This is a genomic window from Frankia sp. CgJB1 (genome assembly GCF_977947065.1).
Genome location: NZ_CDWTNB010000003.1, coordinates 23,290 through 42,315 on the forward strand (window position 1 = coordinate 23,290; position 19,026 = coordinate 42,315).

General features: G+C 71.8%; 14 protein-coding genes and 1 pseudogene. 10 read left to right on the top strand and 5 right to left on the bottom strand.

Annotated features, from left to right (window positions below; genetic code table 11):
• Window positions 1–314 precede the first annotated feature (314 nt).
• The gene (locus AC08OT_RS00845) at window positions 315–2,372 is read left to right on the top strand and encodes a MinD/ParA family ATP-binding protein (protein WP_476593701.1); all 2,058 of its coding nucleotides are present in this window, start codon (window positions 315–317) and stop codon (window positions 2,370–2,372) included.
• Window positions 2,373–2,419: 47 nt separating this feature from the next.
• On the opposite strand, the gene AC08OT_RS00850 is transcribed toward AC08OT_RS00845, so the two are convergent.
• Window positions 2,420–3,772 (bottom strand): geranylgeranyl reductase family protein, encoded by a 1,353-nt coding sequence (locus AC08OT_RS00850; RefSeq protein ID WP_476602462.1) that lies wholly within the window; start codon window positions 3,770–3,772, stop codon window positions 2,420–2,422.
• Window positions 3,773–3,851: 79 nt separating this feature from the next.
• Entirely contained in the window at window positions 3,852–5,024 is a 1,173-nt protein-coding gene (locus AC08OT_RS00855; protein ID WP_476596435.1) for a DUF5926 family protein, read from the bottom strand.
• A gap of 496 nt (window positions 5,025–5,520) precedes the next feature.
• Here AC08OT_RS00855 and AC08OT_RS00860 point away from each other — a divergent pair, with 496 nt between their 5' ends.
• From AC08OT_RS00860 to purL, 4 genes are all read left to right on the top strand, one after another.
• The gene (locus AC08OT_RS00860; RefSeq protein WP_476594604.1) at window positions 5,521–6,480 is read left to right on the top strand and encodes an NAD(P)/FAD-dependent oxidoreductase; all 960 of its coding nucleotides are present in this window, start codon (window positions 5,521–5,523) and stop codon (window positions 6,478–6,480) included.
• Window positions 6,481–6,570: 90 nt separating this feature from the next.
• Window positions 6,571–7,128 (top strand): ATP-binding protein, encoded by a 558-nt coding sequence (locus AC08OT_RS00865; protein WP_476594606.1) that lies wholly within the window; start codon window positions 6,571–6,573, stop codon window positions 7,126–7,128.
• Between the two features lie 106 nt (window positions 7,129–7,234).
• Window positions 7,235–7,948 carry a phosphoribosylformylglycinamidine synthase subunit PurQ gene (gene purQ / locus AC08OT_RS00870; RefSeq protein ID WP_476594603.1) on the top strand — a complete coding sequence of 238 codons (714 nt, stop codon included), beginning with the start codon at window positions 7,235–7,237 and terminating at the stop codon, window positions 7,946–7,948.
• A gap of 79 nt (window positions 7,949–8,027) precedes the next feature.
• On the top strand, window positions 8,028–10,313 hold the full coding sequence (purL, locus tag AC08OT_RS00875; protein ID WP_476594545.1) for a phosphoribosylformylglycinamidine synthase subunit PurL: 2,286 nt from the start codon (window positions 8,028–8,030) through the stop codon (window positions 10,311–10,313).
• Window positions 10,314–10,384: 71 nt separating this feature from the next.
• On the opposite strand, the gene AC08OT_RS00880 is transcribed toward purL, so the two are convergent.
• The gene (locus AC08OT_RS00880; RefSeq protein ID WP_476602463.1) at window positions 10,385–11,263 is read right to left on the bottom strand and encodes a DUF3027 domain-containing protein; all 879 of its coding nucleotides are present in this window, start codon (window positions 11,261–11,263) and stop codon (window positions 10,385–10,387) included.
• 98 nt (window positions 11,264–11,361) lie between these two features.
• On the opposite strand from AC08OT_RS00880, the gene AC08OT_RS00885 reads away from it, so the two are divergent.
• The 5 genes from AC08OT_RS00885 (at window position 11,362) to AC08OT_RS00905 (ending at window position 15,994) form a co-directional block, all read left to right on the top strand.
• On the top strand, window positions 11,362–12,909 hold the full coding sequence (locus AC08OT_RS00885; RefSeq protein WP_476602464.1) for an MFS transporter: 1,548 nt from the start codon (window positions 11,362–11,364) through the stop codon (window positions 12,907–12,909).
• Window positions 12,910–13,014: 105 nt separating this feature from the next.
• Window positions 13,015–13,464, top strand: a complete 450-nt coding sequence (locus AC08OT_RS00890; RefSeq protein ID WP_476602465.1) for a hypothetical protein — start codon at window positions 13,015–13,017, stop codon at window positions 13,462–13,464.
• A 276-nt stretch (window positions 13,465–13,740) separates the two neighbouring features.
• On the top strand, window positions 13,741–14,754 hold the full coding sequence (gene mqnB, locus AC08OT_RS00895; protein ID WP_476594529.1) for a futalosine hydrolase: 1,014 nt from the start codon (window positions 13,741–13,743) through the stop codon (window positions 14,752–14,754).
• A gap of 1 nt (window position 14,755) precedes the next feature.
• The gene (locus tag AC08OT_RS00900) at window positions 14,756–15,601 is read left to right on the top strand and encodes a 1,4-dihydroxy-6-naphthoate synthase (protein WP_476594530.1); all 846 of its coding nucleotides are present in this window, start codon (window positions 14,756–14,758) and stop codon (window positions 15,599–15,601) included.
• A gap of 42 nt (window positions 15,602–15,643) precedes the next feature.
• Entirely contained in the window at window positions 15,644–15,994 is a 351-nt protein-coding gene (locus AC08OT_RS00905) for a rhodanese-like domain-containing protein (protein ID WP_476594531.1), read from the top strand.
• A gap of 86 nt (window positions 15,995–16,080) precedes the next feature.
• On the opposite strand, the pseudogene AC08OT_RS00910 reads toward AC08OT_RS00905, so the two are convergent.
• A pseudogene (locus tag AC08OT_RS00910) lies at window positions 16,081–16,822 on the bottom strand (HNH endonuclease family protein).
• 116 nt (window positions 16,823–16,938) lie between these two features.
• The gene (locus tag AC08OT_RS00915) at window positions 16,939–18,813 is read right to left on the bottom strand and encodes a protein kinase domain-containing protein (protein ID WP_476595226.1); all 1,875 of its coding nucleotides are present in this window, start codon (window positions 18,811–18,813) and stop codon (window positions 16,939–16,941) included.
• Between the last annotated feature and the right edge of the window lie 213 nt (window positions 18,814–19,026).

A 19,026-nucleotide genomic window follows, 5' to 3' on the forward strand; every position in this document is an offset into this window, starting at 1 on the left:
GACCCCGGGGAGGAGACGCCCCCGCCGCCGGCACCACACGAGGCACACCGTTTCCACCGGCCGGGCCGTGCGGTCCACGGAACCACATGTCATTCTGGTCAGACCTGTCGGGCCGGTCCGGCGGGTCACGTCCACGTGCCGGACGCCCGGCTCCGAGCGGGGCTACCGGCGCGGACCACCGTCCTGGGCGTGGTCGTCAGATCACCCCGGCCTCATGGCTTGGGTCGCCCGAACGGAGGGGAGGCCCTTGAACACGACGGAGGGAATGCCCGCCCCGGGGATCAACCAGGTGGTGTGCTGCCCGGAGAACAATCATGAACGATGATCCTCGGGAGATCGGCGCCATCCGGGTCGGCGATGTCGGAGATCGGGACCCCGCGAATCCCGGGCCGCAGGAGCGTGGCGGGCGCGTCGGGTCCCCGCCGCCGACCACCGAGCAGCCGTCCCGTTCGGCGAGCCGACTGCCGGCAGTGACGGACACCGGCCGGTCGTCTCCCGACCGGTCGTCTCCCGACCGAGCCGACCCGGGTCACTGGCAGACCGGTCCGGCGCAGCCGCGCTCCGCCGGTGCCACCGGTTGGACGGTCGACGGCCCCTACCGCCCCGAGCCGGCGGCATCCGCCTTCCGGCCGGGCACCGCCGCCCCGACGGCATCCCGCGCCGTCTCCGACACCTGGCCGTCGATGCGCCGCGTTGATCCGATGTCGGCCACGGGTTCCGAGGCAACAGGTTCCCACCCGGCCGGCTCGGCGGGCTGGACCGGCTCGGCGGGCTCGGCGGGCTGGACCGATCGGGGCACTCCCGGGTCCGCGGCCATGAACCGTCGAGGCACGGAGAGTGCCAACGACAACGGCAGGATGCTGCCGATCGAGACCCGCACCTTCGATCCGCTACTCGACCAGTTCCCCCCGAATCCGGGCGGAGTGTTCGGTCAGGCGTACCCGCCGCCCCCGCCGGGGGAGACCCGGGCCTGGCGGGGCGATCCGCTGAACCCGCCACCGCTGAACCCGCCACCGCCACCGTCCGACCCGTACGCCCAGCCCCCGCCACCGGGCCCGCCACCGGCCCCGCGGGACGAACGCCATGATCCGTGGCGGAGCACGCCGCCGGTGGCGCCGGCAAACTCGTCCGCTCTGGAGGAGACCGCCGCGATGAGACGGGCGGACTTCGACCCCGCCGCTCCCCGGCCGTACGGCGAGATGGATGGGCGATACGAGACCTATCGGCCGTCGACCGAGTATCCCGCGCCGCCGCCCCCCGGCCGGTCGAGAACCGGGAGCAAGGCGGCCCGCGGCCCGCATACTGGCCCGGCCCGCACGCCCACCGAAGCCGGCCGCATCCCCTCCTGGCTGCGCGATCCCGAGCCAGCCGGGTCGCCCGGCGGCCCGGCGGGACCGGGTCCCCGGGAGACGGGTCCCCGGGAACCGGGAAACGGCCGGGCGGGGCTCGCCACCAGCGCACTGCTGCCCGCTCCCCCGGAGACGGCGTCCCGCGGCTGGCGCAGGCTCGTGTACCAGGTCTCGGCGGGCGCGGTGAACCCCGGTCCGTCCCCCGACGAGGTTCGCGACCGCCGGCTCCTCGCGCGCATCCGGAACCCGCTGCACGACTGTCACCGCATCGCGGTGATGTCCCTCAAGGGCGGCGTCGGCAAGACCACGACGACGGTGGCGGTCGGCTCCACGCTGGCCAGCCTGCGCGATGACCGGGTGGTGGCGATCGACGCGAACCCGGACCGTGGCACCCTGGGTTCCAGGGTGCCACGGTCCTCCGCCCACACGGTGCGCGAGCTGCTGGCGGACGCTCCGCGTCTGCACCGGTACGTGGACGTCCGCAGGTACCTGTCACAGGCCGACTCGAGGCTGGAGGTGCTGGCGTCGGCCAACGATCCGGAGCTGTCGGACACCTTCGGGGACGCCGACTACCGGGCAGTCGACGATCTGCTGCAACGGCACTACTCGATCCTGTTGACCGACTGTGGGACGGGCATCCTGCACAGTGCGATGCACGGGGTGCTGGAGCTGGCCGACACGCTGGTGATCGTGAGCAGCGCCAGCGCCGACGGCGGGTCCAGCGCGAGCGCCACTCTCGACTGGTTGGACGCGCACGGCTACTCCGACCATGTCCGCGAGGCGGTCGCCGTGATCTCGATGTTCCCCGTCCAGGGCGAGCGGGTCGACGTCGACACGCTGGAACGGCATTTTGAAGCCCGGACGCGACGGGTGGTCCGGGTCCCGTTCGACCCGCATCTGGCCGACGGGGGACGGATCGTGCTGTCGAGCCTGAAACGGGAGACGCGGGCGGCCTATCGGGAGATCGCCGGCGCGGTGGCCGAACGCTTCGGCGAGGAACGCCGCGGCTACCCGGGCGGCTGACGCCGCTGGCACCGCCGGCTGCCTCAGCACCTCAGCGGCCCAGCACCTCAGCGGCTCAGCGCCGCCACCGCCGTCCGCACGCCGGGACGACGCAGTTGCCGGGCGATGGTGGTCCGTCCCTCGATGAGCCGGGTGAACAGCCCGAAGGCGCCCGGGCCCGCCATGACCGTGTGCATCGCGCCCGGCCGGCGGGTGAACGCGGCCAGGACCTCTCGTCCCGCCGCCATCTCGGGGCCCAGGATCGTCTCGACGCGCGCGGGATAGGCGGCCAAGGCGTCGAGCGCCGTGGCACCCGGGCTAGGCGCCGTGGCACCCGGGCTAGGCGCCGTGGTACCCGGGCCAGTCGGCCTTGTATCCGTGACCCCCCTGGCCCGGGTCACGCCCGCCCTCGCGCGACCGACACCCACACTCGCCGCGGCGGCCGCCTCCCCGGCGAGCCGACCCGACCGTAATGCGAACGAGATGCCTTCGCGTGTCCACGGATCCAGGAGCCCGGCCGCGTCCCCCGCGACCAATACCCGGCCCCGACGCAGCGGGGAGCCGACGGCCCGCACCCGGGTGAGATGTCCGGAGTCATGCTGGCGCGGCAGGTCGGTGAGCCCGAGCCGGTCGACGAACCGGGTGTAATAGGCGCGCAGCGCGGCGCCCTCGGCACGATCACCGATCACGCCGACCGTGAGCACCCGTCCCTTGGGGAACACCCACCCGTAGGAACCCGGCACCGGCCCCCAGTCGATGAGCATGCGCCCGGCCCATCGCGCGGCACGCGCCGGGTCAGCGACAAACTCGCCCTCCAGGCCGACGTCGACCTGGTCACAGCGGACACCGGCATAGGTGCCACAACGACCCGAGGTGCCGTCCGCACCCACCACCACCCGAGCGCGCAGGCCCGCCCCCGCGCGGAGACGCACGGTCACCCAACCGTCATCCTGATCCCCGGCGTCCTCGGCGATCCCGGCCTCGCCCGGCCCGGTCACATCCCGACCGGTCCCGCCCGGCCCGCTCTCGGTCAGCCCCACCACGTACGCACCGGTCCGCACGGTCGCGCCGGCCGCAGCCGCCGCGGCCAGGAGAGCGGCGTCCAGATCGGATCGCATCACCATCGACATCCAGGGACGGCCGCCGGACCGGCCGCGGGTGACCTCGAAGCGGCCGTCCCAGGTCATCGTCAGCGAGCTGACGCTGGCTCGGACCAGACCGGTCAGTTCGGTGCCGAGATAATCCGCCGAAAGGCCGACCAGGCCGCCACCGCAGGTCTTGTAGCGAGGTACCGCCGAGCGTTCGAGCACGCACACCCGGGCCCCGGCGTTCGCCGCCGCCCGCGCCGCGCTGCCACCGGCCGGGCCCGCCCCGACGACAATGACGTCAAAGGTGTTCTCCGGATCGTCAACCCTGCTCACGGCGCTTCATCCTCCCGGACACCGCGCCCCACCCCGACACCGCACCCCACCCCGACACCGCGGTCTGGCGCCGACGCCGTCAGCGCAGGGTGAGGCTGCGTCCAACAAGACCCGCCCGCACCCGGCGTTCGTGCGCGGTCAGTGCCGTGGTGTCGGCCAGTGCCCGTTGATAGGCCACCCGCAGCGCGGCGGCCGGCTCCTCACAGCAGTCCGCCTCGCTTCCGGGCGCGAGATCCCAGACGGGAACGACGAGCCCGTCGGCGCGGAAGAACCCGATGAACCTGGAGCCCTCCCCCACCGTGAGACGTTCGGCCGCAGCCAGGCGAGCCAGCGCATCCAGCAACGCCTCCTCGGTGGGGGCGACGTCGGCGCCCGCGCCGATGGGAGCAACCGCCTCGGCCTCGGAGCCGGTGCCCGCCGCAGTACCCGCCGCGCCCGGCCAGGCCAGCGGAAGCGCCCACCGCAGGTGCCAGCGGTCACCGGGATGGCACCAGTAGGCGGCCGGCACCGAGGTGAGCCGTACGGTGGGCACCACGGTGGCGTTGGCGCGCTCCAGCAGCACCGCCACCTCCTGGTTCGGACCGCTCTCCTCGTCCGACGGTGGCAGCCACCATCCGAACCCGGAATGAACGGTGATGCCCAGGGGTGCCGGGTCCAGCAGGTCGGTGAGCCGGGGCAACCCGGCGAGTCCCGCGGGCAGTTGTTCCACGAGGCGCGGCGCGGAGGCAGGCGGGATGTCGATCACACTCCCCGGCTCAGCGGCGAGTGCGGCGAGCAGGGCACCGGCGACATCCCGCGATGCGTCCAGACCCGGAAGGGCGATCTGCAGGGCGACCAGGATTTCGCCGTCCTCGCGCACCAGGGCGGGGGCGGCCTGCGGCAGCATCGTGCAGAGCGTGATGCGCCGGTCGGCGTGCTCAGGATGGTCGGCGAGGTAGGCCGCCGCCAGGGTCAGCGGCGCGGTGGCGCTGGGCACCAGCTCCCGCAGGGCGACCAGGTCCGGCTCGTCGCGGCGGCCCGCGAACGGGCGCAGCACGGGAGCCGGCCGGTTCCGCTCGCCGTGGCACGCCTTGTAACGACGGCCCGACCCGCAGGGACAGGGTTCCCGCGGTCCGACGGCGGGGATGGCCCCATCGGATCCGTGGACAGACGGGCGGCGACGGCTCCGTGCGGCTCCCCCGCCAGAGCCGGGCGTGGCGACTCGTGCCGGGCGGGTGCCGGGACGCTGGGGTGCGGGTCGGCGAGCGATCACGACCTCCTGGGGTAGAGACCGTCACGCGCGGTCATGGACTTCCTGCGGGTAAGGCTAAGCCATGGTCGGCGGATGACGAGGGTGCCGGGTGGCGGCCGCGCCCGTGGCAAACACCACCGCTCCCGTCGCGGGAGCGGGCCCCGTCGTAGGAGCGGGCCGACGGAGAGCCGACAGCCGACAGATCCGGTCGAGGACAGATGCATCCCCGGCATCTCGGGCTCCCATTCAAGGATAACCCTCTTCCACGGCAGGGACTATCCCGTCGCTGCGGAACCATTACCACGGATACCGCACGCGGCCCTCTCCTCAATGGGCACGATGAACACAGCCGTTCGGCGGACGGGCTCTGGCGGGACTGATGGCGAGCATCATCGACGCTCGTCCGCAAGCCACCGTCACCGTGGCGGCACATCCAGGAAGACGACGCCGCGGGAACCGGTGAAAGGCCGCTCGACAGGCGGCGCCCGCGGCATTCATCTCGATATATGGGGGGTCGGTGGCGAAGGTCGTCGTTGCCGGCGGGGGCATTGCTGGGATCGCCTGCGCCAGCACACTGCTAGCCGAGGGAATCACCGTGGATGTCCGTGACCGGGGCCGCGTGATCGGCGGACGGATGGCCTCACGGTGGATAGACGGGCGCATCGTGGACTCCGGCGCGTCGTACTTCACCGCCACCTCGCCGGAGTTCCGCGAAGTCGTGGACGATTGGTTCATCCGTGGCCTGGTACGCCCCTGGACGCACCGAATGTCGGTAATCAGTGGGCCGACCGCCACCTTGGCCGAGCCGCGTTCCGGCCCGCTGCGGTACGCCGCCCCACGCGGGCTGCGTTCCCTGGTCGCCGACCTCGCGTCCCGCGCCGGGGTGCAGGTCGCGCAGTCCACGCCGATCCGCCGGATCACCCCGGGTCCCCGCGTCGACGACGAGGCCGCCGACGCGGTGGTCCTCGCGATGCCCGACCCGCAGGCGCTGCGCCATCTCGACCCGGCCTGCACCGAGGAGCGGGCGCAGCTCGCCGACCGCCCCTGGTCGCCGGTGCTGGCGCTGCTCGCCGGCTGGCCCTACCGGTGCTGGGCACCGATCGACGGAGCCTTCGTCCACGACGACGATACGATCGCCTGGATCGCCGACGACGGCCGTCGCCGGGGTGACAGTGCCGCCGTCCTGGTCGCCCACTCGACGCCGGATTTCGCGCGGGCGCGGCTGGCCGACCCCGCGGCGGCCGGGCCCGATCTCGTCGCGGCACTACGGCGCCTGCTCACCATCACGGTGCAACCCAGTTGGACGTACGTGCAAAGGTGGACCTTCGCCCGCCCGGACCGTCCGCACGAACAGCCGTACTACCTGTCCGGCAGTGGGATCGGGCTCGCCGGCGACGGCTGGGGAACACCGAAGATCGAGAATGCCTGGCACTCGGGCACCGAGCTGGGCCGAGCCCTCTCCGCCCGATTGAGATAAACGATTGCGATAACCTATCGCAATAACCGATTACGATGACCGATGGCATGTGACCGGATCGAGCCTGCGCCGGCGTAGGTCGTTCGGTTGATGATGCGTGACGCGGGTACACCCTCCGGCATGGAGATCAAAGTAAGCCTGTCGTTGCCCCACGATGAGATCTCCATACCCGTAGTTCGACGTATCTGCACGCAGTCCCTGAAAGTCCTGGGCGTCAGCAAAGAATGCATTTACGATGTTGAACTTGCATTGACAGAAGCGTGCGACAATGTTCTTCTACATGCCCATGACGGCGACGAGTACGAGGTTTTGGTGGGAGTGGACAACGAAGTCGCCATCATCGAGGTGAGCGATCGCGGCGACGGTTTCGACGGCATGGATAATCTCGATCGGACGGCCCGCCAGAACAGCGATTTCCCCAGGCCGGAAAATGTTCCCGAGCAAGGCCGTGGCATCTTTCTCATGCGCGCTCTGATGGACCGGGTGCAGTTCCACCAGGTGGACGGCCCCCATCGGGGCACCCGCGTGCATCTGGAGAAGACTCTCACCTGGGAGGAGAGCGCTCCCGGGGAGCGGCTGAGCCGGGCGCGGACGGGGCCCTGGCCCGCTGCCCGCCCGGAGGTGGCCGAGGGCATCCATCCGGTCTGACGTCTCCCGCCGTCCCCCGCCGACTCCCTTCCTCGACCGGCCGCCCCACAATCCGACCGGCTACGCTGACGGGAGTAGACTCCGAGGGATCTGGGCGGGTATCGCGATGGGTGTGGTAGTGACCGAGGCGGCCCCGCCCGCCCGGATCGGGATCGTCACCTTCCCCGGCTCTCTCGACCACCGGGACACGGCGCTCGCAGTGCGGGCCGCCGGTGCCGAACCGGTCTCCCTCTGGCATGGCGACAGCGATCTCGCCGGCGTCAATGCCGTCATCCTGCCCGGCGGATTCTCCTACGGTGACTACCTGCGCGCCGGTGCGATAGCCCGGTTCTCGCCCATGGTGGCGGCCCTCGTCCCGGCGGCCCGCGCGGGCCTGCCGATTCTCGGCATCTGCAACGGGTTTCAGGTGCTCTGCGAGGCCGGCCTGCTCCCCGGGGCATTGACTCGCAACGTGGGACTGCACTTCGTCTGCCGCGACCAGCGGTTGCGGGTCGAGGCGCCGGGCACTGCCTGGACCCGCGGCTACCAGGACGGCGAGGAGATCGTCATCCCGGTGAAGCACGGGGATGGTCGCTATGTCGCGGCCCCGGGCGTGCTCGCCGAACTCGAGGCGGCCGGGCGGGTTGTGGTGCGCTACGTCGGCGGGAATCCCAACGGGTCGGCCGCCGACATCGCCGGGATCTGTAACGAGAGCCGGACGATCGTGGGCCTGATGCCGCATCCCGAGCACGCTGTTGACGACCTCACCGGCCCCGGGGTCGGCGGGCTTCGCATGTTCACCTCGGTACTGTCCGGCGTTTTGTCGGCTTTTTCCTCTTAAAGAGGGATTTTTGGTTACGAAGGGGTCTCCATTGTCCGCCCGGGAGCCCGGATCAGGGGATATCGGCGAGGATGGGAGGGTGACCGGCAACCCCGCCGCCCCCGCGGCCACCTCCGTGAGTCCCCCCGCCGAGCAGCCCTACCGGGAGCTGGGGCTCACCGACGACGAGTACGCCCTGATCATCGCGACCCTCGGTCGCCGGCCCAGCGATGCCGAACTCGCGATGTACTCGGTGATGTGGAGCGAGCACTGCTCCTACAAGTCCTCCAAGGTGCATCTGCGGCAGTTCCGGGATACCCCGTCGACGGACCGGCTGCTGGTGGGCATGGGGGAGAACGCGGGCGTCGTCGACGTCGGCGAGGGGCTGGCGGTCACCTTCAAGATCGAGTCGCACAACCACCCCAGCTTCGTCGAGCCGTACCAGGGGGCCGCGACGGGTGTAGGCGGCATCGTCCGCGACATCCTGACCATGGGGGCCCGCCCGATCGGCGTGCTCGACCCGCTGCGCTTCGGCGAGGCCGACGCTGCGGACACCGCCCGGGTCCTGCCCGGGGTCGTCGCCGGCATCGGTGGCTACGGCAACTGCCTCGGCCTGCCCACCATCGGCGGCGAGGTCGTCTTCGACCCGACCTACGCGGGTAACCCGCTGGTCAACGCCCTGTGCGTCGGGGTCATGCCGGTCGATCGGGTGCAGACGTCGGCGGCGACCGGGGTCGGCAACGCCGTCGTCCTGCTCGGCGCCAAGACCGGCCGGGACGGCATCGGCGGCGTCTCGATACTGGCGTCGGCGACCTTCGACGAGGGCGGCGGCCCGGCCCGGCGGCCCTCGGTGCAGGTCGGCGACCCGTTCACCGAGAAGATCTTGATCGAAGCCTGCCTGGAGCTGTTCGACCGCAAGCTCGTCACCGGCATCCAGGATCTCGGCGGCGCCGGGCTGACCTGCGCGCTGACCGAGACCACCGCCGCGGGCATCGCCACCGGCCAGCCCGGCGGCATGAAGGTCGACCTCGACCTCGTGCCCCTGCGCGAGACGTCGATGGCCGCGCACGAGATCCTCGCGAGCGAGTCCCAGGAGCGCATGCTGGCGATCGTCACGCCCGAGGCGCTGCCCGAGGTTCTCGCCCTCGCCGAGCGCTGGGGTGTGCTCGCGACCAGGATCGGCACCGTCACCAACAGTGGTCGGCTGACCGTACGCTGGCATGGCGAGGTCGTCGTCGACGTTCCGCCCGGATCACTCGCCGACGATGGCCCAGTCTACGAGCGCCCTCTGCGCCGCCCGGTCGACTTCGACCTGGTCCGGGCGGACGCGCCCACGCCCGCCCGGCTCGCCCGGCCACGGACCGGGCCGGAGCTGCGGGAGACCCTGCTGCGGCTGGTCGCCTCACCGAACCTGTGCTCGCGGGCCTGGGTGACCGACCAGTACGACCGGTACGTGCAGGCGGGCACCGTGCTCGCCCAGCCGGAGGACGCGGGCGTGCTCCGGCTGTCGGCGGCCACCGGCCTGGGGATCGCGCTCGCCACCGACGGCAACGGGCGGTACGCACGGCTCGACCCGTTCGCCGGCACCCAGCTCGCCCTGGCGGAGGCGTGCCGCAACGTGGCCGCCACCGGATCGGTGCCGATCGCGGTGACGAACTGCCTGAACTTCGGCTCCCCCGAGGATCCCGAGGTGATGTGGCAGTTCGCCCAGGCGTGCGCGGGCCTCGCCGAGGGCTGCCGGCGGCTCGGCCTCCCGGTGACGGGCGGCAACGTCTCGTTTTACAACCAGACCGGCTCAACGCCGATCCATCCGACCCCGGTGATCGGGGTACTCGGCCTGTTCGACGACGTCACTCGCCGGACGCCCATCGGCTTCGCCGAGGAGGGAGACGTCCTGATCCTGCTCGGCGACACCGCCGACGAATTCGGCGGCTCGGAGTGGGCGTGGGTGACGCATCGCCATCTCGGCGGCGAGCCGCCGGCCGTCGACTTCGCCCGGGAAAAGCTGCTCGGCGAGATCCTCGTCGCCGGTTCCCGCGACGGCATGCTCACCGCCGCGCACGACCTCTCCGACGGTGGGCTCGCCCAGACGCTCGTCGAGTCGTGCCTGCGCGGCGGGCACGGCGCCCGGATCATCCTGCCGGCCGGATCAGACCCGTTCGTCGAGCTGTTCAGCGAGTCGGCCGGCCGCGCCGTCGTCGCGGTGCCCCGCGCGGAGGAACTGCGCTTCACCGGCATGTGCGAGGTATGGGGCCTGCCGTGGCGGCGCGTCGGTGTCGTCGACGGGGACACCCTCGACGTACAGGACGCCTTCACCGTCGGCCTCGACGAGCTACGCGCGGCGCACGAGGGAACGCTGCCGGCGCTGTTCGGCCGGCTCACCTAGACACGAGTACGTCCGAGCCGAGTACGTCCGGATAAATCCAGGTAAGTCCCGGCGTCGGCGGGCGAGGCCGGTCAGGAGTGGCCGTAGGGCTCCGGTCCCGGGCCGTCCGCGGTCTCGCCCGCCCCGTTGTCGTCCACCGAACCCGGCGGATGGGCGGCCACGCCCACCAGCTCGACGTCGATCGGCTCCAGGTCGGAGGGGTCCTCGTCGAACAGGACGGGTTCAGGATGCGCCGAAGGAGCCACCAGTGCCTCCGAGTGCGCCCCACAACCGTGGTCGATCGACGTGACCCGGCCGTCGTCCGGTGCGAGCTCGTTGGCGCAGACGCCGAACATCCGGCCGAGCGCACCCGCGAGCCGCACGTGGAATCCGCAGGTCAGGCAGGATGCGGGCGCCACCTTGGCGATGGATGCGCCCGGGCCGGCGGGACCCGCGTACCAGCGTTCGACCGCTTCCTCCCGCCCGGTCACGGACAGCACCCGGGCCCGCCCCAGACCGAGCTCGATGAAGACGTCGCTGTCGGCGAACTCCTCGGTGTCTTCTGTGCGCAGCGCGAGCCGAGGATCGTCGATGGCGGTCGGCAGCAGGTCCCCGACGCCGACGTCGCCCGGCCGCAGCCGCTCCGACCAGGGGACCCACGGGGGCGCCAGCATGGCCCCGTCCCCGGGCATCAACACGACGTCGTCGACCGTCGCCTTGCGCACCCGCGCGGCTCGGGTAACGATCACCGTCCAGACCCAGCCGGGGTAGGCCCGCGACAGGCAGGCGAACCGGTGCAGGGCGAGGCGGTCCCCCTCGCTCTCGACGCCGAGATGCTCACCGACCTCCGCCGCGGACCCCGCCTCCTCGACGGCCGCCTGCCGGGCCAGGTCAACGGCGGCCGCACAGGTCGGATCGGCCACGGGTTCCCGCCCGGACCGGACCGTCCTACGAACATCGGGAGCATCCACGGGAAGTATTCTCACCCACGAACCCTCCCACCGCCCGACGTGGTCGTAGTGGCGCCGGTCCAGGACAGCGCCGGTCCAAGACGAGGACACTGGGCAGGGTGAACCTGGGCAGCACAGTGGTGAACAGCCTGCGCCGGCTGCGGGCGAGTGTGCGCGGCAATGACGCCGACCGGTCGGGGCTGTCGTCGCTGACGGAGCTGTCGTTCGTCAACGCCGCCGGGGACGCGCTGGTGACCGTCGCGTTGGCGGGTTCGCTGTTCTTCGCCGTCCCGTCCGGCGAGGCCCGGTCGAAGGTCGCCCTCTACCTACTGGTCACCATGGTGCCGTTCGCCCTGCTGGCGCCGGTCATCGGTCCGCTGCTGGACCGGGTGGCCTACGGCCGGCGGACGGCGCTCGCCGCCATCTGCCTGGGCCGCGGGCTGCTGGCGTGGCAGCTCGCGGGGGCGCTCGACGGGCTGGCCGTCTACCCCCTCGCGCTCGGCCTGCTCGTGCTCTCCCGCGGGTTCGGCGTCGCGCGCAGCGCCGTCATTCCCCGGGTGGCCCCGGCGGAACTCACGCTCGTCACGATCAACTCACGGATCTCGCTGGTCAACATCGTCGCCGGGGCGGTCGTGGCACCCGTCGGGTTGGGCATCGCCAACATCCCTTTCGTCGGCTATCCCTGGGTGTTGCGGATCTGTGCCCTCGTCTACATGGCCGGGGTCCTACTGGCATTCAACCTGCCCGGGCACGTCGACTCCGCCGCCGGTGAGCAGCCACTGCGCGGGCCGCTTCCCTCAAGCGTGGCCCGGCGCGGTGTCGGGACGTGGATCCGGGCGTTCCTCGGCACGCTGCCGGTGGCGCTGCGCGCCGCCCTGGTGCTACGCAGTCTGGTCGGCTTCCTGACGTTCTATCTGGTGTTCCTCCTGCGCACCAACGGCGGGAACAACCTGTGGCTGGGCGGGCTCGCGGTCTGCGCGGGCGCCGGCAGCGGCCTGGGAGTCCTCATCGGCGGCCGGCTCGGCCGGCGCCGCCCCGAGGGCATCCTCATGCTCGCGCTGGTGTTGGCGGCAGGGGGATGCCTCGGTGCGGCGATCACCTACACCAAGTTCACCTCGCTGGTCGCCGCGCTGCTGGCGTCCATGGCGGGGTCGATGGGGAAGCTGGCGCTGGACTCGATCATCCAGCGGGACATCCCGGAGACCACCCGCAACTCCGCGTTCGCCCGCTCTGAGACCGGTCTGCAGCTGGCCTGGGTCGCCGGCGGGGGCCTCGGACTGATCGAGATGCCCGGGATGGTCGGCTTCGCGGTGGCCGCGGCGGCGATGGGGATCACGTTGTTCGTGGAGGCCGGCGCGCTGCGCCGGTCCCGGCTGGCCGCCCGCGCCCAGTTCCGCGCGGACGCCCGGAACCACCCACCCGCCCACAACGATCCGGACACGACGAAACCGCTCGGTCACCCAGGGGTTCCCCCGCAGTCGCCGATGCCCCCGCCGGCACCCAGGCCCCCGCCGGCCCACGCGACCGCGTCGACGCCGCTGCCACCGGCCGACCCGTGGCGGCAGGCCCCACTCCCCATTCCGGCGACGCTCCAGGATCCGACCGGTCCGACCCGGCCTGACCGCCGACGAACGACCCGCGGCCTCCGATGGCGGCGCCAGAACTGACCCGGCACGCCAGCAACGTGACCCGGGCCACCGTGCCCACCGGCCAGGGGCTGAAGGCCCTGGCGACGAGCGACGCCACCGCACGGGCGGCGATACCCTCCGACCGTGCGCACGCCTCACCTCCTCCGCCGTTTCCCGTTCCGGCGGCTCGCCGTGGCTTCCGCCGCCGCGGTCGTCGTCGGCCTCGGCCTGAGCGGCTGCGAGCGGCCGACTCCCCTGGTGACCATGGAGTCCGGGGGACACTTCGTGCAGACGAACGCCGCGCAGTACGAGTGGGACGGGACGGTGATCCAGAAATCGGTATCACCGCCGCACATCACGGTCAGGCCCGGAAACGCCATCAACATCGACGTGCCGACGTCGGTCGCCGACCGCGGCTACTTCCTCGTCCTGGGCAGGGAGCGGGTGACCGACAAGATCAACGAGACGCACTACCGGTACGTTCCCGCCAAGAACACGCCTGCCCTGCTCGTGGTGTTCGCGCTTCCCGAGGCAGGCAGCTCCAGCGACCAGGCGTCGGGAAGCTGGCCGTTCCTGGTCACCTTCAAGCCCTGACCCACCGCCGGCCGCTCCGCCGCCGGACCGGAACCAACGACCCACGCACACCAGCCCCCGAACGGGGATACACCGTGCGCGCAGCGTGCCATACCTCCCCACTGGGACCACGCAGCGTCGTCCGCGATGCTAAGATCCGGCAACAAGTCCGATTTGCACCCCATCGAAAACCCCGTACTGTTACCCAGCTGTCCGGTGCGGTGGTGTTCGGGCGGATCGACCGACAGTATGCGACGACAGACGAGGACGTCCCCAGATTATGATCCGGACCTGATCGTGAGCCGCACCCTGATCGTGACCGCAGTGACCGCCGAAGCGGACGCGGTGTGTGCCGGCCTGATGGGCAGCTGGTCGCGCGGCCGGACCAGAACCCCCATCGGACCGGGCAGCCTGGTGTCCCCCGAATGGGACCGCCAGCTTCTCACCACCTCCACCCTGGGCCCCTACGTGGGCCGGCGACGCGGACCGGTGACGGTGCTCGCGGCAGGCACCGGCGGCCCGGCCGCGGCGGCGGGCACCGCGGTGGCAATGTCGGTGGCGAGCGCGGCGGGGCAGCCGTTCAGCCTGGTGGTGGCGATGGGGATCGGCGGTGGGTTCCGCGGCTGGGCGGAGATCGGGGACATCGTCCTCGCCGATCGCATCGTCGCCGCCGACCTCGGCGCGGAGTCCGGCCTTGACGAGGAACCGCCCGCTCCGCTGATCGGCCGCATCAGCGAGATGGACCGCAATCTCGGGTTCCACAGCAACGGCGCGCCGGCACCCCGCGGCGGCCCCGCCCACTTGCCGAACCCCGCGGGGTCGTTCCTGAGCCTGGAGGATCTCGGGCTCGGTTCGTCCACGGTGGTCCCGGATCCGGACCTCATCCACCGCCTGGGCACGGTGCTCGACGCCACCGGGCGGCGGATCGTCACGGGTAGCGTGATCAGCGTGTCGACGGTGACGGGCACCGAACGTCGGGCCACGGCGCTGACCGAGCGGCTGGACCCGGTGGCGGAGTCGATGGAGGGGTACGCCGTCGGGGTGGCCGCCCGGGCCTTCGGCGTCCCGGTGGTGGAGATCCGTACCATCAGCAACACGGTCGGGCGCCGGGACCGGTCCGACTGGAACCTGCCGGTCGCGCTGGCCAGCCTCCGCACGGCCGCCGCGGCACTCGTCGCCCACCCGGACGGTCTGGTGATGGCCGCACCGGCGGCCACCACGAGCGACGCCTCCACCACGATCCCGGCCGAGCACCCGGGTGCCCGCGGCCACCACGGGAACAACGGCCACCACGGGACGGGAGAGCACTGAGATGGATGCTGGCCGGGCGACCACCTCGAACCTTCCAGGTCCGCTCTCGCTCGCCATCTCGCCCTGCCCCAACGACACATTCGCCTTCCATGCCCTCGCGCACGGACTCGTCCCGGGAGCACCCGAGGTGTCGGTGGCCTTTGCCGACATCGACGTCCTCAACGCCCGGGCCGCCGACGGGCGGGACGACCTCGTCAAGGTGTCCTACGCCGCCCTGCCGTGGCTGCTCACCGGGTACCAACTGCTGACGGCGGGCGGGGCCCTGGGCCGCGGCTGCGGCCCGCTCGTCCTCACCGCCGGGCGGTCGGGCCTGCGCGGTGCCCGGGTCGCCATCCCCGGCACCCGCACCACGGCCTACCTGCTGTTCCGGCTGTGGGCGGCCGACGAGGGCGTGACGAGCGCCGACGTGCTTCCCTTCGAGAAGATCATGCCCGCCGTCCGCGACGGCGCGTACGACGCGGGGCTCGTCATCCACGAGTCCCGCTTCACCTACCCGTCCTATGGGCTGACGGCGCTCGTCGACCTCGGCGACTGGTGGGAGGGCCAGACCTCGCTGCCCATTCCGCTCGGCGCGATCCTCGCCCGCCGGGGGCTGGACGGCCCGGCGCTGTCCGCCGCGGTGCGGGCGAGCGTCGCCGCGGCCTTCGCCGATCCCGCCGCCAGCGCCGACTACGTCCTCGCCCATGCCCAGGAGATGGCGCCCGACGTCGTCGACGCCCACATCAAGCTGTACGTCAACGAGTTCAGCCTCAACCTCGGCGACGAGGGGTTCGCCGCCGTCGAGGCCCTGCTCTCCCGCGCCGCCGACGCCGACCTCGTCCCCGCGCTTCCGCGGCCGCTGCGGTGAATCGCGAGCCCCCTCGGAGGGTCCTGATGGCAGGATGGAGACGTGAGTACCGATCAGATACCGGCTGTCGGCGTCGCGGAGCTACCGGTCGAGCTTTCCGCGGACGGTGCCCCGCTGATGGTGGACGTGCGGGAGCCCGACGAGTGGTCCGCCGGTCACATCGCCGGCGCGCTGCACATCCCGATGAGTGAACTGGCCGCCCGGCTCGACGAGGTTCCCCGGGAACGCGAGGTCGTCGTGGTGTGCCGCTCGGGCGGCAGGTCCGCCGCCGTCACCAACTACCTCAGGCAGGGTGGCTGGCAGGTCCGCAACCTGACCGACGGGATGCTCTCCTGGCAGGCGCACAGCCGCCCGATGGTGAGCGAGAGCGGCGCCGCGCCCACCGTCCTCTGAGGACCGCCGGCCGGCTCCGCCGGGTCCGGGCCGACTCCGCCGGCTACTCCGCATTTCTCGGATGACCCGGCGCCGCGGGCTTCCGGTCAGCCGCTCGGGGTCAGCCCCAGTGCCGGCTGGTTCGGGCACTTCTGGAGAACGGCGCGCATCGCGTCCGCCTCCGCCTGGACGACCCACAGGCGGTAACGGGCCTTCAATCCCACTTGGCGCGCGATGTAGGGGCACTGCTCCCCCGGGCTCGACGGCAACCATTCGGCGGCGTCATGATCGCTCTTGCGCTGATTCGTGGGACCGTCGACGGCCAGCAGGTTCTCCGGATCGTTGGCGAACTGGAGCCGTTCCCGGGCGGTCCAGTTGAGCGCGCCGGTCCGCCACGCATCCGCCAGGGGGACGACGTGGTCGATCTGCACGCTGGCGGAGTTCCCGTCCACGGTCGAAACGGATGATTCTGGTGGTGTACGGATCCCGGAGCTCACCGGTCAGCACCGTGCAGCCGTCCGATCTGCGGATGGTGGTGCTGCGCAGATCTCGCCGCAGAATGTCGTTACGGGTGTCACACCCGTTGTCGTCGATGTCCGACCAGGCGGGCCCGAACTCGTCCCGGCGGTACCTGGGAGAGTTGTCCTCCTCTTTGATCGGAAGGGTGGCGAGCAGCTTCAGCGCCGAGCCGCTGGCGGTCGGGGCACCAACCTGGTTGGACGTTCCGGTCTGGTCGGAAAGGTCACTGCAACCGGTCAGGCCGGCGATGAGGGCGAGGACGGCGAGGGCCGCGGCTCCGCCGGGTCGACCGGGTCCGCGACGATCTGGACCGACACCGCTTCTTCGCACCGGACTCCCCACCTCGACGGTTCGGAACCCGTGGGGGGTGCCCGCCCCGCTTCGGGTCCGTTCGGATCGAGGGTGACATTAACTGGAAATCGGCCCGCCGGGCTGGTCGGCCACCGTCAGGGGACGGGAACGCGGACTCCTCCGCTCACCGGATTGTCGTGCAACTCCAACTCCTGGGCCGTGGCCTCCCGCGGGATGTCGAAGACCATGGTGCCCGCCCTGAGGTCACCCGGGTTGATCGAATCCCACAGATCCTCGTTACTCAGTTGGAGGCGGGCGAGGAAATCGGCGCTGTGCCGGCCGCCGCCGCCGTCCCACAGAAACTGGGATGAGGTCACCAGCGTGCGGGTGGAGTCGCCGAGGTTGCGCACGGTCACGTGGGCCAGGCAGAACTGGCCGTCCGTGTGCCGAGCGAGCAGTCCGTCACCGAGTTTGGTCTGCCCGCACCGGAAGGAATCCACGATGAACTCAAGCTGGCCATCCGTGACGGGGCGGTTCAGGCCGCTGGCCGAACCCGATGCCGTGCTCGGACCGGTGGAGCGCGACGGGGCGGTTGTGGCCGCCAGCTGTTCCGCGGAACCATTCTGGCCGCTCTTTCCGGTCTTTCCGGGCAGGCTGACCACGACCGCGATGGCGATCAGCGCGCTCAGGACGATGGCGGCGATCCAGACGAGTCGCCTGCGATCGAGCCCGCGGGCCGCCGGCGGCTGGGCGAAGGGCGGGTACGGTGCGCCGGGCTCACCCGGTACCGGCCCGTGCTGATCGGGAGCCTGGCCGGACCACGGCCCCGGCGGTGCGCCGGGGACCTGCCCGCCCATCCGCCCGCCCAGCTGCGCGGGTGGGCGGGCGCCTACCTGGGCGGGCCGCGGGCCGGGGCGTCCCATCGGGCTGTGCGCGTCGGGCTGCCCCGGTGGTGCCTGGCGTGGTTGTCCCGGTCCCTGGCCCGCCCGGGCGGCGGGAGCGCCCGCGTTCCAGGGGACCTGACGCGCGGGAGCCGAGGTCGCCGCGCCGATCCGGGTCGGCGCGGCGCGGGGCACCTCGCCGGTTCGGCTCAGGAGCTCCTCGGCCTGACCCATCGCCTCGCCGATGGCACCGGTACCGCGGGAGGGTGGCTGCGCGATGAGCCGCAGCAGCAGGTCCCGGGCGCTCGGCCGGTCGTCGGGATGCTTGGCCAGAGCCGCGCTGACCAGGCCGACCAGCGGCTGCGGCAGACCACGCAGGTCCGGGGCGGACCCGACGATGCGCGTGCCGAGGTCGATGTCCGTACCGTCGCCGAACGGGTGGCGGCCGGTACCGGCGTAGGCGATGAGGATGCCCCAGGCGAAGACGTCCGCCTCCGGACCGATGGGCTGGCCGTGCACCTGTTCGGGCGCCATCCACCCGGCGGAGCCGAAGCCCCATGCCGTGGGCTTCGCCTTCGCGCCCTCGAGGGCCTGCGCGATCCCGAAATCGATCACACGTGGCCCGGACAGTGAGAGCATCACGTTACTGGGCTTGAGATCCCGAGGGACGAGGCCTGCGCTGTGGATCGCGGTAAGCGCCGTCGCGACCCCCACGGCCAGTCCGGTCAGGGTCGACGAGGTCAGCGGGCCCTTGTCGACCTGCATGTCCAGCCGGACCCCGTCGATGAACTCGGTGACGAGGTACGGCGCGGGCGCATTCGGATCCGCGTCCAGGACTTCGGCGGTGCAGAAGGGAGCGACCTTGCGTGCCGCTTCGACCTCGGCCCGGAACCGGCGGCGGAACTCCTCGTCGGCGGCCAGATCCGGTCTGATGACCTTGATGGCAACCCGCCGTCCGGCCCGGTTCCTCGCCAGGTAGACCGTGCCCATGCCGCCGACCCCCAGCCGGCTGAGCAAAACATAGGGGCCGACCGACCGGGGCTCGTGTGGATTGAGCGGATCACCTGGTTCGGAGCGGCCGGAACCCATGCGTGCGGCGTTGTCGGCCACGGTCAGCACCGCACGGCTGTGATCACGATCGCTGTCCACTGCTTGTCACACGAATGCCTCTCAAATCCCGATCCGACGCCCCGTTCCGACCGCCGATCCGTGCCCTCCGCCGATCAGCGGAGGTGGGACGGCCCTCGGCGATGCCACCGCGGCCGGCTGCGGGGCTGCTCATGGTTCGGTCTGGTCTACGTTTGCAGTCTGCCGCACTGCCAACGCTTCCAGTCGCACGCGGGCTCCCCGCCGACGGGACCG

Coding starts and splice junctions, on each gene's coding strand:
- AC08OT_RS00845 (WP_476593701.1), top strand. CDS start 315: ATGAACGATGATCCTCGGGAGATCGGCGCCATCCGGGTCGGCGATGTC.
- AC08OT_RS00865 (WP_476594606.1), top strand. CDS start 6,571: ATGATGCGTGACGCGGGTACACCCTCCGGCATGGAGATCAAAGTAAGC.
- purQ (WP_476594603.1), top strand. CDS start 7,235: ATGGGTGTGGTAGTGACCGAGGCGGCCCCGCCCGCCCGGATCGGGATC.
- AC08OT_RS00900 (WP_476594530.1), top strand. CDS start 14,756: ATGGATGCTGGCCGGGCGACCACCTCGAACCTTCCAGGTCCGCTCTCG.